The sequence below is a fragment of the Caenimonas aquaedulcis genome (assembly GCF_015831345.1).
GTDB lineage: Bacteria > Pseudomonadota > Gammaproteobacteria > Burkholderiales > Burkholderiaceae_C > Ramlibacter > Ramlibacter aquaedulcis.
In genome coordinates this window covers 4,093,526-4,111,405 of the sequence record NZ_JADWYS010000001.1, presented here as the reverse complement: position 1 = coordinate 4,111,405, position 17,880 = coordinate 4,093,526, and the positions used below count along the sequence as shown (strand labels likewise).

The window sequence follows — 17,880 nt, the reverse complement described above, 5'->3', positions numbered from 1 at the left end:
GGGGAGGCGCCGAAGGCGCTTCGGGGGTGGGCCTATTTCAGTGCTTTATAGCGCATGCGGTGGGGTTTGGCACCCTCTTCGCCGAGGCGCTTTTTCTTGTCCGCCTCGTATTCCTGGTAATTGCCGTCGAAGAAGGTCCACTGCGAATCGCCTTCCGCCGCGAGGATGTGCGTGGCGATCCGGTCCAGGAACCAGCGGTCGTGGCTGATCACCATCACGCTGCCCGCGAATTCCAGCAGGGCGTCTTCCAGCGCGCGCAGGGTTTCCACGTCGAGGTCGTTGGACGGCTCGTCGAGCAGCAGCACGTTGCCGCCCGCGATCAGCGTCTTGGCCAGGTGCAGGCGGCCGCGCTCGCCGCCCGACAGCGTGCCGACGCGCTTTTGCTGGTCGCCGCCGTTGAAGTTGAACCGGCCTGCGTACGCGCGGCTGGCCATCTGGAACTTGCCGACGTTGAGGATGTCGAGGCCGCCCGAGATGTCTTCCCAGACGGTCTTCTGGTTGGCGAGTTCGTCGCGGTGCTGGTCGACGAAGGCCATCTGCACGGTGGAGCCGATGACGACTTCGCCCGAATCCGGCTTTTCCTTGCCCGCGATCAGCTTGAACAGCGTCGACTTGCCGGCGCCGTTGGGGCCGATGATGCCGACGATGGCGCCCGGGGGCACCGTGAAGCTCAGGTTGTCGATCAGCACGCGGTCGCCGAAGGACTTGGTGACGTTGTGGAACTCGATCACCTGCTGGCCCAGGCGCTCGGCGACGGGGATGAAGATCTCCTGCGTCTCGTTGCGCTTCTGGTATTCGATGTCCGACAGCTCCTCGAAGCGCGCGAGGCGCGACTTGCTCTTCGCCTGGCGCGCCTTCGGGTTCTGGCGCGACCACTCCAGTTCCTTCTTCAGGGCCTTGGCGTGGGCTTCCTCGCTCTTTTGCTCCTGCGCAAGGCGGTCGCCCTTCTGCTCGAGCCAGGTGCTGTAGTTGCCCTTCCAGGGGATGCCGTTGCCGCGGTCCAGCTCGAGGATCCATTCGGCGGCGTTGTCCAGGAAGTAGCGGTCGTGGGTGATGGCCACCACGGTGCCCGAGAAGCGCGTGAGGAACACCTCCAGCCATTCCACCGATTCGGCGTCCAGGTGGTTGGTGGGCTCGTCGAGCAGCAGCATGTCGGGTTTGGACAGCAGCAGGCGGCACAGCGCGACGCGGCGCTTTTCACCGCCGGACAGCACGCCGATCTTCGCGTCCCAGGGCGGCAGGCGCAGCGCGTCGGCCGCGATTTCCAGCTGGTGCTCCGAATCGGTGCCCGCGGTCGCGATGATGGCTTCGAGGCGCGCCTGCTCCGCGGCGAGCGCGTCGAAATCGGCGTCGGGCTCCGCGTAGGCGGCATAAACCTCCTCGAGCTTGGCCTTGGCGGCGAAGACTTCGCCCATCGCCTCTTCCACACTTTCGCGCACGGTGTGCTCGGGGTTGAGCTTGGGTTCCTGCGGCAGGTAGCCGATGTTCAGGCCCGGCATCGGCGTAGCTTCGCCTTCGTATTCCTTGTCGACGCCCGCCATGATCTTCAGGAGGGTGGACTTGCCCGAGCCGTTCAGGCCCAGCATGCCGATCTTGGCGCCGGGGAAGAAGGACAGCGAGATGTCCTTGAGGATCTGCCGCTTCGGCGGCACGATCTTGCCGACGCGGTTCATGGTGAAGACGTACTGGGCCATTTGGAGCTTTATGTGGAGGAAGTCGGATGCAACCCTCCATTATCGCGGACCCGGCTAGCCCTTGGCGTCGAGGCTGTTCTTCAGCGCGGTCTTTGCGACCTGGTCGAGGGCCTCGTCCACCACGTTGCGTTCCGCCACGACCTTGATGTGGCCGGCGGCCCGCAGCTTGTCCAGCGTGCGGCGCGACATGGAATGCGCGGTACCTGCCTGCGAGGTGAACATGAAGAGGGTGGCGTGCGGGCTGGCCCAGGTGAGCTGGGCGCGCAGCCACTGGTTCTTGACCATCAGTTCGACCCAGGTGCCCGTCTTGAGGTCCGTCGCGCGGGCGGGCCCGCTCGGCTCTTCCATCATCGCCTCGGGGCTGGCCACATGCTCCGGGGTGAGCGCATCGCCGTCGAGGTAGCCGGAATCGACGGCTTCCTGCTTGTCGAGCCAGAGCTCGGCCTGCGCCGCGTCCTCGTCGCTGAATTCGGACTCCTGCGCCTCGACCGCCTCGGCCGCCGCCTGGCTGATCGCGTCCCGGCCCTCGTGCACCGCCGCGCGGTGGATCGTGATGAGGTTGTTGAAAAACCGCGCGGTGAGCTCCGGCGGGTACTCGATCCGGTCCAGGCCCTCGCGCAGCTTGGAGAGCAGGCCCGGGATCATCTGCACCAGGCGCTTGGCGCGCCCGCGCGTGGCCGTGCTCTTCTGCACGCTCCAGACCAGGTCGTCGACCATCGCGCGGTAACCGTAGGGATCGTCGGAGCCGTCCGCACAGCTGAGCTGGGCCTCCGCCACCACCTGCGCCCAGGAATTCTTGAGGAAGTCGAGCACGAAGTCGGCGACGTCCAGGTTCTCGACCTGGGCCACGAATTCGGCCGCGAGCTTTTGCGCAAGGAGGTTGCGCTGCTCGGCGTGCAGCAGCGCGCGCGCGGCTTCCTCCCGGCGGGCCTTGAGCACGACGTCGTGCTCCGACCACTTGTCCTGCAGGTTGTCCAGCAGCTCCCCGAAGGTGTCCGCGTCCACCACCTTGCTGCCCATCCACTGGACCGAATCCTGCACGGTCGCGAGGAACCGGCGCCACCCGGGGTCCTTCTCGTCGGAGAAGGCGAGGCTGCGCTGCGTGATCCGGTCCAGGAACTGGCGCGCGGGGTGCGTGCGGTCGCTGAAGAAGCGCGAGTCCTGTTCGGCGAGCCGGAGGATGCCCGGCTCGAGGGCCTTGAGCTGGACCTTGAATTCCGGCAGCAGGCGCTTGTCTACGGCCAGGTTGTCGAACATGAGGCGCACCACTTCGCCGCCGAGCTGCGTGCCCAGGCGGGGCGCGGACTCGCCGGGGGGTTTCTCCGCCTCCTTGAGCAGATCGACCGGCTCGGCCGGCGGCGGCGCCTTGGGACGGCTCTCGAGCTTCTGGACCAGCGCATCGACCTGCTTCATTTCCTGCAGCAGCGACATCGACGCCGGCATGGTGTGCAGGAAGTCGCGCGGCGCGGTGTTCGCGTCGAAGTCGCCGTGAAGCAGCTTGCGCAGGCGGTCCAGCGTGAGCAGCGTCTTGGCCATGGAATCGGCGACCGGCTTGCCGCTGGCGAGCCCTCCCTTCACCACGCGGCCGCCGATGGGCACGGCGGGCTCGACGCCCGTGGAGGCGAGCCAGTCGGCGAGTTCCTTGTAGAGCCGGCGCAGGTTCGCGCCGAGCAGGCCGGCCGACGGCGCGATGAGCTGTTCGCGCACCTGCGCATCGGGGACGTGCTCGGACAGGGTCGCCTGCAGCGCGCGGACGAAGACATCGGGGCGGACGGGGTTGAGGCCCGGCTGGATCGTGCGCCAGCCCAGCAGGGTGCTCACCAGGGCGTCGAGCGTCGGCAGCACGTCGTCCACGGCGAGCGTCACCTCCTGCTGGGCCCGCGCGACCTCGATGCTCTGGTCGAGCTCGGAGGCTTCGAACAGGCGCAGGTCTTCGAAGCGCAGGGCCTCGGCGTGAACGGTCTCCTTGCCGCCGCCCTCGTACACGAGCCTGGTGAGCTCCGCGCGGAAGGACCCGGACACGGCCTTCAGGTTCTTCGACATCTCCTGGATGGCCAGCTTGGTGCCGGGCTGCTGAAAGCCGGCGATGCGCCGCGTACTGTTGGGCGCGGTGGCGGCCACCAGCCCGTTGAGCATTTCGGTCACGAGCAGGTCGGACTGCTGAAGCATCGCCTCCAGGCAGTCGTTGAGCGACGGCTGGAAAGCGGTGGGGTCGTCGGAGACCCCCAGTCGGAGCTTGAGCAAAGTGGCCATAGGTTTCGGGAAGCGAACCAAATTATGTGTCCGCACGGTCGGGCAACGCCAGCCTTTTCCCCCCGCCACGGGGCGCTGGCGCGACAAATGAGACAGCCCGGCAACGCCGGGCACCGATCCGTGAGACAATGACCCTGTCGCGGACTCCAGTTGCCCGCGATCTCAGCGATTCGCTGGGGACAAGGCGACCCGACCCAGGGCCCGCCGCCTCCCACCTCCCGGAACCCCATCTGCCTTTGACTGGCTCGGTGCACCCGCACCGTACAGGCCGATTCCCAAGCGCCACGGATGGCGCACTTTTAAATGACTTTTGATGATTTGAAGCTGGCTCCCGCCATCTTGAAGGCCGTGCACGAGCAAGGCTACGAAACCCCCACCCCGATCCAGGCCCAGGCGATTCCCGCCGTGCTCGAAGGCCACGACCTTCTGGGCGGCGCCCAGACCGGCACCGGCAAGACGGCGGCCTTCACGCTGCCCATGCTGCACAAGCTCGCGGCGGGCAGCAGCAGGACCAACAAGTTCGGCAAGGACGGCATCGCCGCCTTGGTGCTCACGCCCACGCGCGAACTCGCCGCGCAGGTGGAGGAATCCATCCGCACGTACGGCAAGTACCTCAAGCTCACCTCCACGGTGATCTTCGGCGGCGTCGGCATGAACCCGCAGATCAGCAAGCTCAAGGCCGGTGTCGACATCCTCGTGGCCACCCCCGGCCGCCTGCTCGACCTGCAGCAGCAGGGCTTCCTGGACCTGTCCACCGTCGAGATGCTCGTGCTCGACGAGGCCGACCGCATGCTGGACATGGGCTTCCTGCCCGACGTCAAGAAAATCCTCGCCCTCGTGCCCAAGGAAAAGCAGAGCCTGCTCTTCTCCGCCACCTTCAGCGACGAGATCCGCGAACTCGCGAACAACCTCCTGAAGAACCCGCAGAGCATCCAGGTGACGCCGCGCAACACGACCGTGCAGCGCATCACGCAGACGCAGCACCCGGTCGGCCGCGGCAAGAAGAAGCAGATGCTCGCCCACATCATCAACGAGCACAACTGGAGCCAGGTGCTGGTGTTCACGCGCACCAAGTTCGGCGCGAACAACGTCGCCGAATTCCTGACCAAGAACGGCATCCAGGCGATGGCGCTGCACGGCAACAAGAGCCAGTCGGCCCGCACCCAGGCGCTGGGCGGCTTCAAGAGCGGCGAGATCCGCGCGCTCGTGGCCACCGACATCGCCGCGCGCGGCATCGACATCGACGACCTGCCGCACGTCGTCAACTACGAAATCCCCAACGTGCCGGAAGACTACGTGCACCGCATCGGCCGCACCGGCCGCGCGGGTGCCGAAGGCGCCGCCGTGAGCTTCGTCTGCCTGGACGAAGAGGGCTTTATGCAGGAGATCGAGCGCTTCACCAAGCAGAAGATCGAAAGCCGTCTGATCGAGGGCTTCGCGCCCGAACCCGGCGAGCGCGCCGAGCCCATCGCCATGGGCCGCCAGACGATCTGGGGCGGCGCCGGCAAGCCGCCGGGCCGCGACGTGATGGCCGCAGCCGCCAAGGCCGCGCGCCAGGAAATGATGCAGCGCATCCGCGACAACAAGGCCGCCGATGGCGGTGGCGGTGGACGCAACGGTGGCGCGCGCAATGGCAATGGTGGCGGCAACCGCGATGGCGCCGCCGGCAACGGTGCCGGCCGCAACGCCGGCGCACGCAACGGGGGTGGCGGCAACGGCTCGCGCAACGGCGCGCAGCCGCAAGGCCAGCGCGCGAACGGCAATGGCAATGGCCAGCGCCCGCCGCAGCAGGCCCGCCCGCCGCGCAACACGCAGCCGCAGCAACCGCAGCCCGTGCAGTTCCGCGATTCGGATGACCGCGACGAGGACCGCATGCCGCGCAACATCGATCCGCTGCGCACCAACATGCCCGGCCGCCGCGACATGACCGGCGTGCAGCGCGTGAACGTGGGCGGCCAGCCCGACCCGACGCGCACCAGCATCGACAGCATGGGCGCCGGGCGCCGTGGCGGCGGCGGCAACCGCAATCGCGGTGGCGGCGGCGGCAACGGCCAGCGCGCGCCGTCCCGCTTCGCACGCTGAAGCATCGGAGGTAGGATGCGTCCACCATGGACGCGCCCTCCTCCCGCACCGTACTGATCGCCGGGGCTTCCGGCCTCGTCGGCCGCTCGATCCTCGACGGCTTGCTCGCCGATGACAGCGTCGCGGCGGTCCATTCGCTGGGCCGCCGGGAACTGCCGGTGGCGCATCCCAAGCTGACCCAGCACCGGGTCGATTTCAACCAGGCCTTGCCCGCGCTCCCGAGCGTCGGCGAGGCCTTCGTCGCACTGGGCACCACGATCAAGGTCGCGGGCAGCCAGGCGGCTTTCCGCGCGGTCGATTTCGACGCGGTGCTCGCGGTGGCGAAGGCGGCGAAGGCCGCGGGCGCGAAGCGCCTGGGTGTCGTGAGCGCGATGGGCGCCGACAAGGGCTCGCCGATCTTCTACAACCGCGTGAAGGGCGAGATGGAGGATGCGCTGACTGCCCTCGGTTTCGAAGGCCTGGTCATCGCGAGGCCGTCCTTCCTCGCGGGCGACCGCGAAGCACTGGGGCAACCGCTGCGAGGCGGCGAGAAACTTGCGATGAACGTCAGCCGCGTGCTCGCGCCGCTGATCCCGGACAACTACAAATCGATCCCTGCGAAGTCGGTGGCGAATGCGCTGCTGAAGGCAGTGCCAGTGGCCCACGGCAAGCGCGTGATGATGTCGTCGGAGCTGCGCAAGGCGAGCTAGGCGGAGTCGTCCTTGCCGAACAGGTCCCCGAATTTCTTCGCCGCATCCGGATCGGCGTTCGACGTCATCGGCCGGCCCTTGGGATATTCCTCCGCGATCCGGTCCTCCCAGTAGGTCGCGGGGTTCGGCGCGCTGCATAGCCGGCGGAACACTTCCTCCGGCACGTGCTTGTACGCCAGCACCGACTTGTTGTCCCAATGCAGGTCGAGCTGCCGCGAAGAAGGGTCGTAGTCCGCCTTGCGGATGCGGCCGCTCGTGAAGGTCTTCGTCGGCATGATGGACGCTCCCCTACTTGCGCCGCACGATGACGTGCGTGGCGCGCTCGCCGCGGATCTCCTCGGCGACTTCGTAGCCGAGCGCGCGCAGGTCGAGGCCGGCCCACATCGCCTCGCCGCGCCCGAGCAGCACGGGCCGCACCGCGTAGTGCAATTCATCGACGAGCCGCGCCTGCAGGTACTGCCGCACCGTCGACACGCCGCCGCCGATGCGCACGTCCTTGCCGCCGGCCGCGGCCCTCGCCTGCTCCAGGGCGCTCTCGATGCCGTCGGTGACGAAGCGGAACTCCGTCCCGCCTTCCATCTTCAGCACCGGCCGCGCATGATGCGTGAGGACGAAGGTCGGCACGTGGTAGGGCGGGTTGTCGCCCCACCAGCCCTTCCAGCTGTCGTCCGGCCACGGGCCGCGCACGGGGCCGAACATGTTGCGCCCGAGGATCCATGCGCCGATGTTCTCGAAGCCGCGTTCGGACATCTGGTTGTCGATGCCAGTCTCGCCGTCCTCCTTGCCACCGTGCATGCGCTGGAACGAGCGCGTGGGAAAGACCCACTGGAAGATCTCGGGCCCGCCGACACCCAGCGGGTTCTGCAGGTCCTGGTCCGGCCCCGCGCCGAACCCGTCGAGGGAAAGGCTGAAGCAGAGTACTTTGACTTTCATCGCATCCTTCTTGTCGATTCGCTCAGCGCTTCTGCGCTTCGACCTGCTTGCGCAGCCGCTCTTCCTGTTCGCGCAGCTCCGGCGTGAGGGCCTCACCGAAATCCTCCGCGCCGTACAGCGGACGGATCTCGATCTCCGAGTCGCCGGGCATCGGGTTGGGGCAACGCTTGACCCACTCGATCGCCTCCTGCAGCGACTTGCATTCCCACAGCCAGAAGCCCGCCACGAGCTCCTTCGTTTCCGCGAAAGGACCGTCGATCACCTGGCGGTCCTTGCCGGAAAAGCGCACGCGCGCGCCATTCGAACTGGGTTTCAGGCCTTCCCCGGACAGCATCACGCCGGCCTTCACCAGCTCTTCGTTGAATTTCCCCATCGCCGCGAAATCCTGCTCCGTGGGCATCACGCCCGCCTCGCTGTCTTTCGTGGCCTTGACCATCACCATGAATTTCATGTCCATCTCCTTGCATTGGTTTGCAGGAACTTCGCGCTCCTGCCCTCACGACGAACGACGGCGGGCATTCTCGACAAGTCTTCAACCGATGAGCTGGAAATTCCGCCCTTGTCCTACGCGCGCATTGTGACGCCCGTTCACATGCCGTTCAGCCCGGGCGGGGCACAGTGGAGGCACTGCAAAGAAAGGAGCTTCCATGAAGCGCTCTGTCCAATCCAAACTCCTCGCGGCCGTGCTGGCCCTCGCGTCCATCGGCGCCACGGCGGCTGCCAGCGCGGGCACCACGGTGTACTTCGCCCCGGGCTCGTCCAACTATGCGCCGCCACCCCCGGTGGTGCAGCTGGCGCCGCAGCCGCTCTATGTCCAGCACCGCGAGATCGCCGTCGGCGAGCCCTACCCCGGCCGTTACGACCCGTACCGCCGTGACCGCGGCGACCGCTGCGGCGCGGCGCGCTGGAACCCGCAGGTGCGCTACCTGCCCGGCAACCTCGCGCGCCACCACGGCAAGGTCTACGCGGCGACACGGATCTCCGCCCGCGTGTACAACGTGAACAGCCCGCCGGAAGTGACGCCGCAATACTGGGTGCGGGTGCGCTGCAACTAAAGGCGCGCTCAGATCGACCTGACCTGGAGCTTGCGGAACTTCACCACGCCGCCGGCGTACTGCAGGCCGATCACCCCGGCGTTGTCGCGCGCCTCGTTCGTCTCGGCGGTCTTCACGCCATTGAGCGTCACGGTCATGTGCGTCCCCTTGGCCGTGACCTCCATGACGTTCCACTGACCCCCGGTCCTGGGCACCGGCACCGGCGCCTTGACGAGCCATACGATCGCGCCCGTCGCGAAGCTGGGGTCGGGGCGCTTGTCGAAGATGTTGGCCTCGTGGCAGGTGCGGTCCGTCATGGGGCGCACTTCCGAGCAGCGCAGGTACAGCCCGCTGTTGGCGTCCTCGCTCACCCAGAATTCGGCGCGGACCTGGAAGTCCTTGTACGACTTGTTCGTCGCGAGGTAGTAGGTGGGTTCGTTGCCGGGGCGCTTGTCCGCGACGATCGCATCGCCCTCCGCGCGCCAGTTGGCGCCTCCCATGTTCGTGAAGTTCTGCATGCCCTGTGCGCCGTCGATCAGCGTCTCCCAGCCCGCCATCGACTGCATCGACGCGCATCCCGCGAGGGCCGCGACGCCCACCGCGATGGCGGCCGCGCTCTTGAAGGTCATCATGTCTCGCTCCTGGTAGTGGTCGCCCATTGAAGCGAGGCGCCCCGGCTGCGTCAAGCGGGATGATCGGGAGTCCCACCCGCGCGGGGACTGTGGAAGAATGAACCATGAAGTTGCGCCACACCCTCCCCCTCCTCGCCGCCGCCCTCCTCGCCACCGCGGGTGCGTTCGCGCAGGACGCCTACCCCTCCAAGCCCATCACCATCGTCGTGCCGTATCCGCCCGGCGGCTCCAACGACGTGTTCGCGCGCAGCATCGCCAGGGAGATGGGTGAGCTCCTCAAGCAGCCCGTCATCGTGGACAACCGGCCCGGCGCGAGCGGCACCACCGGCACGCTGGGCGTGGTGCGCGCGCCCGCTGACGGCTACACACTGGTCGCGGTGTCGTCGAGCATGACGACCAACGCGGCGATCCAGCCGAAGATGCCTTTCGACCCGGTGAAGAACCTCGCACCCGTCGCGATGTTCGCGGACGGCCCCTTCATCGTCGCCGTGAACAACGAATTCCCCGCGAAGACCCCGAAGGACCTCATCGCGGCGATCCGCGCGAAACCCGGCGCGTACAACTACGCGTCGTCCGGCACCGGCAGCGTCAACCAGTTCGGCACCGAACTGCTCAAGGCGCAGGCGGGCAACCTCTTCATCACGCACATCCCCTATCGCGGCATGGGCCCGGCCGTCACGGACCTCATCAGCGGCCAGACGCAGGTGCTGATGGCCAGCGGCCCGAGCCTGCTGCCCATGGTGCGGGCCGGCCGCGTGCGCGCCATCGGCATCACGAGCCTCAAGCCCAGCGCGATCGCGCCGGAGCTCATCCCCTTTTCCACCGCGGTGCCGAACTACGAGTTCGCGCTCTGGTGGGGCATGCTCGCACCGGCGGGCACGCCCGCGCCGGTGATCGAGAAGCTCAACGCCGCGATCAACCAGATCCTCGCCAAGCCCGCGATCCGCGAGCAGTTCCTGCGCGAAGGCGCGGAGGCACGCCCGATGACCGCGGCGCAATTCGGCGCCGTGGTCGCCGGCGATGTCGAACGCTGGAAGAAGCTCGCGAAACAGCAGAACATCGTCGCCGAATAGGCGCCAGGATCGAATGAGCACACACCGACCCGCGCGCTACCGGGGGCTCTTCCCGGTGGTCCCCACCACGTTCACCGAGAGCGGCGAGCTGGACCTCGCGAGCCAGAAGCGCTGCGTCGACTTCATGATCGACGCGGGCTCCGACGGCCTGTGCATCCTCGCGAACTTCTCCGAGCAGTTCCTGCTGGCCGACGACGAGCGCGAGGTGCTCACGCGCGCGATCCTCGAACACGTGAACGGCCGCGTGCCCGTCATCGTGACCACCACGCACTTCAGCACCAAGGTCTGCGCCGAGCGCTCGCGCCGCGCGCAGGCGATGGGCGCGGCAATGCTCATGGTGATGCCGCCCTATCACGGCGCGACCTTCCGCGTGAACGAGACGCAGATCCACGAGTTCTACGCGCGGCTCTCCGATGCGGTGGACATTCCCATCATGATCCAGGACGCGCCCGCGGCGGGCACGCCGATGTCCGCCGCCTTCCTCGCGCGGATGGCGCAGGATATCGAGCACGTCGCCTACTTCAAGATCGAGACCGCGGGCGCCGCCGCGAAGCTGCGCGAGCTGCTGCGCCTGGGCGGCGACGCGATCGAAGGACCGTGGGACGGCGAGGAAGCGATCACGCTCCTGCCCGACCTGGACGCCGGCGCCACGGGCGCGATGACCGGCGGCGGGTTCCCCGACGGGATACGGCCGATCCTCGATGCCTACCGCGAGGGGCGCCGGGACGACGCCATCGCGGCTTACGAGCGCTGGCTGCCGCTCATCAACATCGAGAACCGCCAGTGCGGCCCGCTCGCCGCGAAGTCGCTGATGAAGGAAGGCGGCGTGATCGCATGCGAAGCGCCGCGGCATCCGTTCCCCGCGATCAACCCGTACAGCCGGTCGTTGCTCGTCGAGACCGCGAAGCGGCTGGATGCGATGGTGCTGCGCTGGGCGAGGTAGCCTGGCCGCGCCTCGTCAACCGACAGACTCCTTCTGCCGCCGGTATTCCTCGGTCACCTCGTCCAGCGCCGCGCCGGACAGGCGCTTGAGCCGAAGCACCTCATCGCTCAATTCGCCCGGGACTTCGCCGGCGCCCCCCGCGAGCGCGTCCTTCACGCGCTTGCGCGCGGCCTGCAGCTGCTCGAACAGGCTCGACCACTTCGCCAGCTTGGAGTCCACGGTGGCGGCGGGGGCGGCGGTGCGTTCTTGTGTGTCCATGCAGGCAGTCTGATGGCGCGGACGCGAGGCGGCAGTGCGTCCGGTCACATCGGCAGCGGCCGGTAGCGGGTTTTACCGCGCGTTCACATGGCAGCGCGCTGGCTGTACGATTCGCTGAAACTGGTTTCAGCATCCATGCCGCCTTCTTCCTCATCCGCCACGCGCGCCACGATCGCCGACGTCGCCGCACGCGCGGGCGTCTCGAAGTCCACGGTGTCGCGCTTCCTCAATCGCCGCGACGAGCTGCTCACGCCCGACATCGCGAGCCGCGTGGAGTCGGCGGTGAAAGCGCTCGGCTACTCGCCCAGCCCGATGGCGCAGGCGCTCAGCCGCGGCCACTCGCGGCTCATCGGGCTTGTCGTCGCGGACGTCACCAACCCGTTCTCCGTCGCCGTCCTGCGCGGCGCCGAGAAAGCGTGCAAGGAAGCGGGCTACCTGCTGATGCTCTCCAACCTCGGCGACGGCGGCGTGCGCGAGCGCGACGCGATCGAGGCGCTCGCGTCCTACCAGGTGGCGGGCCTCATCCTCAACACCATGGGCCGCGACGAAGCCGCGGTGTCGGCCGCCGCGCGCAGCGGCCGGCCCGTGGTGCTGGTGGACCGGCGCCACCCGGGCATGCAGGCGGACTTCGTCTCCCTCGACAACGCGGGCGCGGTGCAGATGGCGGCCGCGCACCTGCTCGAATCCGGCTGGCGCGACTTGCTGTACGTCACCGAGCCGGTGGCGGGCGTGAGCTCGCGCCGCGAGCGCGCAGCCGCCTTCCGCGCGCTCGCGAACGGACGTGCCGGGATGAAGGCCCACGTCTTCGAGTCCACGCCCGACAAGCCCGATGCGCTCGTCGCCGCGCTCACCGAACACAAGGGACGCGGGCGGCGGCTGGCCGTGCTGGCCAGCAACTCTGTCACGACGTTGCGCGTCGCGCATGCGGTGGCCGCGCTGGGCTGGGAATTCGGGCGCGACCTTGGCTTCGCGGGCATCGACGAGACGGAGTGGGCGCCCCTGGTCGGCCCCGGCCTCACCACGGTCGCGCAGCCGACGGACGCGCTAGGACGCCTCGCCACGGCCTGCTTGCTCGAGCGCATGGATGGGCTGGACGTGCCGCCCCGCCAGATCCTGCTCAACGGGCAACTCGTGGCGCGCCGTTCGTCGATGCGCACGGCCTCCTAGGTAAAAACCCGGATGAAGCCGCTACCGGCCGTTTCTAGAATACAGGTTGTCTGAAACCGGTTTCAGCGCTGCCGTAGCGGCCTTGAAGTACCCGCCTTGAATTACACCTTCCAGTTCGACGCCGTCTTCGCGGCGTGGCCCCTCCTGCTCAAGGGCACGTGGATCACGATCCAGCTGTCGCTCACCGCGACCGTGCTCGGCCTGGCCGTGGCCGTCGCCTGCGCATGGGCCAAGACTTCGGGTCCGGCGCCGGCGCGCTTCGTCGTCAATGCTTACATCGAGCTCGTGCGCAACACGCCCTTCCTGGTGCAGCTGTTCTTCTTCTTTTTCGCGCTGCCCGCGATCGGCCTGCGCTGGTCCGCGTATGCCGCCGCGCTCGTGGCGATGGTGGTGAACCTCGGCGCCTACGCCACCGAAATCATCCGCGCAGGCATCGAGTCGATCCCGCGCGGGCAGATCGAGGCGGGCCTCGCGCTCAACCTCAAGCGCCACCAGGTGTTCCGCTTCGTCATCCTCAAGCCCGCGCTGAAGGCGATCTACCCCGCGCTCACCAGCCAGTTCATCCTGCTGATGCTCAGCTCGGCGGTGGTCTCGGCCATTTCCGCGGACGACCTCACCTCGGTGGCCGCCAACCTGCAGTCGCAGACCTTCCGCAGCTTCGAGATCTACATCGTCGTCGCGTGCATCTACCTCGCGCTCGCGCTTTCCTTCTCCGCGCTGTTCAAGCTCATCTACCGCGCGGCGCTCAACTACCCGGATCGGCGGTAAGGCATGCGCACCTTCGGCTTTCCGGAATTCCTGTTCATCCTCGAGGCGGCGAAGTGGACGATCGCGCTGTCGCTGATCGCCATCATCGGTGGCGCGATCGGCGGCCTGCTCGTCGCGCTCGCGCGCACCAGCGAGAGCGCCGCCGCGCGCGGCATCTCCACCGTCTTCGTGCAGGTGTTCCAGGGCACGCCGCTCCTGCTGCAGCTGTTCCTCATCTTCTTCGGCGCGCCCGTGCTCGGCTGGGACATCAACCCCTGGCTGGCGGCGGGCTTCGCCCTCATCCTCAACACCAGCGCCTTCCTCGGCGAGATCTGGCGCGGCTGCATCCAGGCCATCCCCCGCGGCCAATGGGAAGCCGCCGAGGCACTCGGCCTGCACTACGTGTCCCGCATGCGCGACGTGGTGCTGCCGCAAGCCTTCAAGATCGCCCTGCCCCCGACCGTGGGCTACATGGTGCAGGTCATCAAGGGCACCTCGCTCGCCGCCATCATCGGCTTCGCCGAAGTCACGCGCGCGGGCCAGATCATCAACAACGCCACCTTCCAGCCGCTGATCGTGTTCAGCGTGGTGGCCGCCATCTACTTCGCCATGTGCTGGCCGCTGTCGCTGCTCGCCGGGCGGATGGAGCGCCGCCAGGCGGCGGCACTGACGCGCTGAGGCGCACCGCTTTCGCATGCCATCGTTTTACCCACCGGAGACTTCCATGAACAACATCACCCGCCGCGCCTTCGCGGCCATCGGCCTCGCGGCCACCCTCTCGGCCGCCGCCGTGCCCGCCTTCGCGCAGTCGCCCGAAGAGCTCAAGAAAAAGGGCGAGATCAACGTCGGCCTGCTCGTGGACTTCCCGCCCTACGGCACGACCAACGCGAAGAACGAGCCGGACGGCTACGACGCCGACGTCGCGCGCCTGCTGGGCAAGGAGTGGGGCGTGAAGGTCAACCTCGTGCCCGTGACCGGCCCCAACCGCATCCCCTTCCTGCTGACCAACAAGGTCGACGTGCTGATCGCCTCGCTGGCCATCACGCCCGAGCGCGCCAAGCAGGTCACCTTCTCCAAGCCCTACTCCGCCGCGACCATCGTGGTGTACGGCTCGAAGAAGGCCAACATCAAGGCCGCCGCGGACCTGAAGCCGCTGCGCATCGGCGTCGCGCGCGCCAGCACGCAGGACGTCGCGCTCACCGCCATCGCGCCCCAGGGCACCGAGATCCGCCGCTTCGACGACGACGCGTCCGCGATGCAGGCGCTCATCTCCGGCCAGGTCGACGCGATCGGCTGCTCCACCACCGTCGCCGCGCAGATCGCCAAGCGCGTGCCGGCCGACACCTTCGAGCAGAAGTTCGTGCTGCGCCAGCAGGAAATGGCCGTCGCCATGCGCCCGGGCCAGGAGCCGCTGCACAAGGCGATGGACGACTTCGTCGCGAAGAACACCGCGAACGGTGAGCTGAACAAGCTCTACCGCAAGTGGCTCGAGGCCGACCTGCCGAAGATGCAGTAATGGACCAGCCCGCCGCGTCCACCGAACCCATCATCCGCGTCGAGGGCGTGGAGAAGTGGTACGGCAAGTTCAAGGTGCTCACGGGCATCGACCTGCAGGTCGCCGCGGGCGAGCGCATCGTGATCTGCGGGCCCTCGGGCTCCGGCAAGTCGACGCTGATCCGCTGCCTCAATGCGCTGGAAGCGGTGCAGAAGGGGCGCATCGTGGTCGACGGCATGGAGCTCACGGGCAACCGCAAGAACATCGACAAGGTGCGCGCGGAAGTCGGCATGGTGTTCCAGCAGTTCAACCTGTTCCCGCACCTGACCATCCTGCAGAACTGCACGCTCGCGCCGATGCGCACGCGCGGCGTGAGCAAGGAAGAGGCCGAAGCGACGGCGATGAAGTACCTCACGCGCGTGCGCATCCCCGAGCAGGCGTCCAAGTACCCGGCGCAGCTTTCGGGCGGCCAGCAGCAGCGCGTCGCGATCGCACGCGCGCTGTGCATGACGCCGCGCATCATGCTGTTCGACGAGCCGACCTCCGCGCTCGACCCCGAGATGGTCAAGGAAGTGCTGGACACGATGATCGGTCTCGCCGAGGAAGGCATGACCATGCTCTGCGTCACGCACGAGATGGGCTTCGCCCGGCAGGTCGCGGACCGCGTCATTTTCATGGCCGACGGCGCGATCGTGGAGCAGGCGCCGCCGCAGGAATTCTTCACCGCGCCGAAGCACGAGAAGACGCGCCAGTTCCTGGGCCAGATCCTCAGCTCCCACCAGCACCACGGGCCGGCGGCATCCTGATGGCTTCGGCCCCGACCATCGCCAACGACGTCGTCGTGTTCGGCGAGATGATGCAGATGTTCGTGGCGGACACGCCCGGGCCGCTGGAAACCATCACCACCTTCCACAAGCGCACCGCGGGCGCCGAGACCAACACCGCGATCGGCTTCGCGCGCGCCGGCCTGCGCGTGGGCTGGGCGAGCCGCCTGGGCGTCGATTCGATGGCGCGCTACCTGATGGGCGAGATGCAGCGCGAAGGCGTGGATTGCTCGCGCGTCGTGTGCGACCCCACGCAGCGCACCGGCTTCCAGTTCAAGGGCCGCGTGACGGACGGCGGCGACCCGCCGGTCGAATACCACCGCAAGGGCTCCGCCGCGAGCCACATGACGCCCGCCGACATCGATGCGTCCTGGCTCACGTCGGCGCGGCATCTCCATGCGACGGGCGTGTTCCCCGCCATCTCGGCCACGGCGCTCGCGACCGCGCGAAAGACGCTCGAACTGATGCGCGCCGCGGGCCGCACGATCTCCTTCGACCCGAACCTGCGTCCCACCTTGTGGGCCACGCCCGAGGACATGCGCCGCGAGATCAACGCGCTGGCCTACCAGGCCGACTGGGTGCTGCCGGGACTGGAAGAAGGCCGCTTCCTCACCGGCGAATCCACGCCCGAGGCGATTGCACACCATTACCTGCAGCGCGGCGCGAAGCTGGTCGCCGTGAAGCTGGGCCCCCAAGGCGCCTATTACGAGGGCGTGAGCACGAGCGGGCGCGTGCCGGCGTTCCCCGTGGCAGAGGTAGTGGACACCGTCGGTGCGGGCGACGGCTTTGCCGTCGGCGTGGTCAGCGCGTTGCTGGAAGGCGCGAGCCTGGAGCAGGCCGTGCGGCGCGGCGCCTGGATCGGCGCGCGGGCGGTCCAGGTGCTGGGCGACACCGAAGGCTTGCCCACGCGCGAAGAGCTCGCGCAAGCCGGCCTGTGATGCGCGACCTCATCGTCTCGACCAACGACGCGAAGTACCGGCGCGTCGACGGGCGCGACACCTATCCCGAGGGGGCGGGCGCCGACACGCTGGACCTGATCGATGCCTCGGCGTATCCGCCGCGCATCGTGGCGAGCGTCGGGATCTCGACCACCATCGCCGGACCGCCGCAGGCCGTCGCGCTGTCTCCGGACGGACGCTACGCCGTCGTGTCCGCGCCCAACCGCTACGACCGCGAACGCGGCGCATCCGTCTTCGAGAACTACCTGCAGCTCGTGGACCTGCAAGGCACGCCGCCGCGCGTCGTCGACAAGGCCGCGACCTCGCATCACCCGCAAGGCGTGGCCTTCCATCCGCAGGCGAACCTGCTCGCCGCGGCGACGGCGGGCGGCACCGTCGAGTCATTCGCCATCGAAGAAGGCCGGTTGATTCGCAAGCACGAACTGACGGTTTCCAAAGGCCGCCTCGCCGGCATCGCGTTCACGCCCGACGGCAAGGCGGCGCTCGCCGCGCTGCGCGATGAGCAGGGCGTGGCCGTTCTCGAGTTCGCCGGCGGCAGGCTGCAAGCGACACCGGAGCGCGTCTCCGCCGGCGTCGCGCCCTACGCGATCGACGTGTGCGCGAGCGGCTGGGCGGTGGTCGGCAACGTCGGCCTTGCGGGGCTGCCAGGACAGGCCGCGCAACTCGCGGGCGATGCCGACACACTCACGTTGATCGACCTGAACCAGCGGCCCTTTCGCGCGGTGCAGCACCTGAGTGTGCCGTCACTGCCCGAAGGCGTCGCCATCTCGCCCGACGGCCGCTGGATCGCGGCCCTGTGCATGGACGGCTCGAATTTGGCACCCGGCAACCCGGCCCGCCGCGAGCAGGGCCGCGTCGCGCTCTTCGCGCTGCGGGATGGCCGAGCCCACCCTGCGGGCGAACTGCCTGCGGGCGCTGGAGGCCAGGGCATCGTCTTCACCGCCGACAGCCGGCATCTGCTCGCACAGTTCAATGTCGATAGCATGCTGGCTGTCTACACCGTCGCCGATGGCGCGCTGGCCGACACGGGCCATCGCATTCCCACGACCGGCGGCCCCGTTTCCATCCGCGCGGTTCCCGGCCGCCGTTCCTGAAAG

The 17,880-nt window shown here is 68.3% G+C and carries 19 protein-coding genes; 12 read left to right on the top strand and 7 right to left on the bottom strand.

All coding sequences use genetic code 11. The annotated features are described in order from the left end of the window. Positions 1-32: 32 nt before the first annotated feature. Complete coding sequence (ettA, locus tag I5803_RS19875) at positions 33-1,694, bottom strand: energy-dependent translational throttle protein EttA (RefSeq protein ID WP_196988046.1); 1,662 nt, start codon at positions 1,692-1,694, stop codon at positions 33-35. Between the two features lie 54 nt (positions 1,695-1,748). Beyond that, positions 1,749-3,947: a DUF1631 family protein gene (locus I5803_RS19870; protein WP_196988045.1), complete on the bottom strand. Its 2,199-nt coding sequence runs from the start codon at positions 3,945-3,947 to the stop codon at positions 1,749-1,751. Positions 3,948-4,250: 303 nt separating this feature from the next. Between I5803_RS19870 and I5803_RS19865 the strand changes: the two genes are divergently transcribed. Next, positions 4,251-6,029: a DEAD/DEAH box helicase gene (locus I5803_RS19865; RefSeq protein WP_196988044.1), complete on the top strand. Its 1,779-nt coding sequence runs from the start codon at positions 4,251-4,253 to the stop codon at positions 6,027-6,029. Positions 6,030-6,055: 26 nt separating this feature from the next. Then, a complete protein-coding gene (locus I5803_RS19860) occupies positions 6,056-6,718 on the top strand; it encodes an NAD(P)H-binding protein (protein ID WP_196988043.1) in 663 nt (220 codons plus the stop codon). Here I5803_RS19860 and I5803_RS19855 read toward each other — a convergent pair. Genes I5803_RS19855 through I5803_RS19845 form a run of 3 tightly spaced genes read right to left on the bottom strand, consistent with a single transcriptional unit; the run spans position 6,715 to position 8,102 of the window. After that, a complete protein-coding gene (locus tag I5803_RS19855) occupies positions 6,715-6,993 on the bottom strand; it encodes a KTSC domain-containing protein (RefSeq protein WP_196988042.1) in 279 nt (92 codons plus the stop codon). The genes I5803_RS19860 and I5803_RS19855 overlap by 4 nt on opposite strands. A 13-nt stretch (positions 6,994-7,006) precedes the next feature. Further along, positions 7,007-7,651 (bottom strand): dihydrofolate reductase family protein, encoded by a 645-nt coding sequence (locus tag I5803_RS19850; RefSeq protein WP_196988041.1) that lies wholly within the window; start codon positions 7,649-7,651, stop codon positions 7,007-7,009. Between the two features lie 22 nt (positions 7,652-7,673). Continuing rightward, positions 7,674-8,102 carry a YciI family protein gene (locus tag I5803_RS19845; protein WP_196988040.1) on the bottom strand — a complete coding sequence of 143 codons (429 nt, stop codon included), beginning with the start codon at positions 8,100-8,102 and terminating at the stop codon, positions 7,674-7,676. A 196-nt stretch (positions 8,103-8,298) separates the two neighbouring features. Here I5803_RS19845 and I5803_RS19840 point away from each other — a divergent pair, with 196 nt between their 5' ends. Further along, positions 8,299-8,706, top strand: coding sequence for a hypothetical protein (locus I5803_RS19840; RefSeq protein WP_196988039.1), 408 nt, complete (start codon positions 8,299-8,301; stop codon positions 8,704-8,706). Between the two features lie 8 nt (positions 8,707-8,714). Here I5803_RS19840 and I5803_RS19835 read toward each other — a convergent pair whose 3' ends face one another. After that, complete coding sequence (locus tag I5803_RS19835; protein ID WP_196988038.1) at positions 8,715-9,317, bottom strand: 3-keto-disaccharide hydrolase; 603 nt, start codon at positions 9,315-9,317, stop codon at positions 8,715-8,717. A gap of 104 nt (positions 9,318-9,421) precedes the next feature. Between I5803_RS19835 and I5803_RS19830 the strand changes: the two genes are divergently transcribed. Both I5803_RS19830 and I5803_RS19825 read left to right on the top strand, forming a co-directional pair. Continuing rightward, positions 9,422-10,390: a tripartite tricarboxylate transporter substrate binding protein gene (locus tag I5803_RS19830; RefSeq protein ID WP_196988037.1), complete on the top strand. Its 969-nt coding sequence runs from the start codon at positions 9,422-9,424 to the stop codon at positions 10,388-10,390. A gap of 13 nt (positions 10,391-10,403) precedes the next feature. Beyond that, a complete protein-coding gene (locus tag I5803_RS19825) occupies positions 10,404-11,333 on the top strand; it encodes a dihydrodipicolinate synthase family protein (protein ID WP_196988036.1) in 930 nt (309 codons plus the stop codon). A 15-nt stretch (positions 11,334-11,348) separates the two neighbouring features. Here the strand turns inward: I5803_RS19825 and I5803_RS19820 are convergent, their stop codons facing one another. Beyond that, positions 11,349-11,591 (bottom strand): hypothetical protein, encoded by a 243-nt coding sequence (locus I5803_RS19820; protein ID WP_196988035.1) that lies wholly within the window; start codon positions 11,589-11,591, stop codon positions 11,349-11,351. Positions 11,592-11,726: 135 nt separating this feature from the next. On the opposite strand from I5803_RS19820, the gene I5803_RS19815 reads away from it, so the two are divergent. The 7 genes from I5803_RS19815 (at position 11,727) to I5803_RS19785 (ending at position 17,877) form a co-directional block, all read left to right on the top strand. Next, positions 11,727-12,758, top strand: coding sequence for a LacI family DNA-binding transcriptional regulator (locus tag I5803_RS19815; RefSeq protein ID WP_231402473.1), 1,032 nt, complete (start codon positions 11,727-11,729; stop codon positions 12,756-12,758). Positions 12,759-12,854: 96 nt separating this feature from the next. Beyond that, complete coding sequence (locus I5803_RS19810) at positions 12,855-13,526, top strand: amino acid ABC transporter permease (RefSeq protein ID WP_196988033.1); 672 nt, start codon at positions 12,855-12,857, stop codon at positions 13,524-13,526. A 3-nt stretch (positions 13,527-13,529) separates the two neighbouring features. Then, entirely contained in the window at positions 13,530-14,183 is a 654-nt protein-coding gene (locus I5803_RS19805) for an amino acid ABC transporter permease (protein WP_196988032.1), read from the top strand. A gap of 46 nt (positions 14,184-14,229) precedes the next feature. Then, positions 14,230-15,021 (top strand): transporter substrate-binding domain-containing protein, encoded by a 792-nt coding sequence (locus I5803_RS19800; RefSeq protein ID WP_196988031.1) that lies wholly within the window; start codon positions 14,230-14,232, stop codon positions 15,019-15,021. Continuing rightward, positions 15,021-15,806 carry an amino acid ABC transporter ATP-binding protein gene (locus tag I5803_RS19795; protein ID WP_196988030.1) on the top strand — a complete coding sequence of 262 codons (786 nt, stop codon included), beginning with the start codon at positions 15,021-15,023 and terminating at the stop codon, positions 15,804-15,806. The genes I5803_RS19800 and I5803_RS19795 overlap by 1 nt, the downstream gene beginning before the upstream one ends. Beyond that, a complete protein-coding gene (locus tag I5803_RS19790) occupies positions 15,806-16,762 on the top strand; it encodes a sugar kinase (protein ID WP_231402472.1) in 957 nt (318 codons plus the stop codon). The genes I5803_RS19795 and I5803_RS19790 overlap by 1 nt, the downstream gene beginning before the upstream one ends. Beyond that, positions 16,762-17,877, top strand: a complete 1,116-nt coding sequence (locus tag I5803_RS19785) for a lactonase family protein (RefSeq protein ID WP_196988029.1) — start codon at positions 16,762-16,764, stop codon at positions 17,875-17,877. The genes I5803_RS19790 and I5803_RS19785 overlap by 1 nt, the downstream gene beginning before the upstream one ends. Positions 17,878-17,880: the final 3 nt, after the last annotated feature.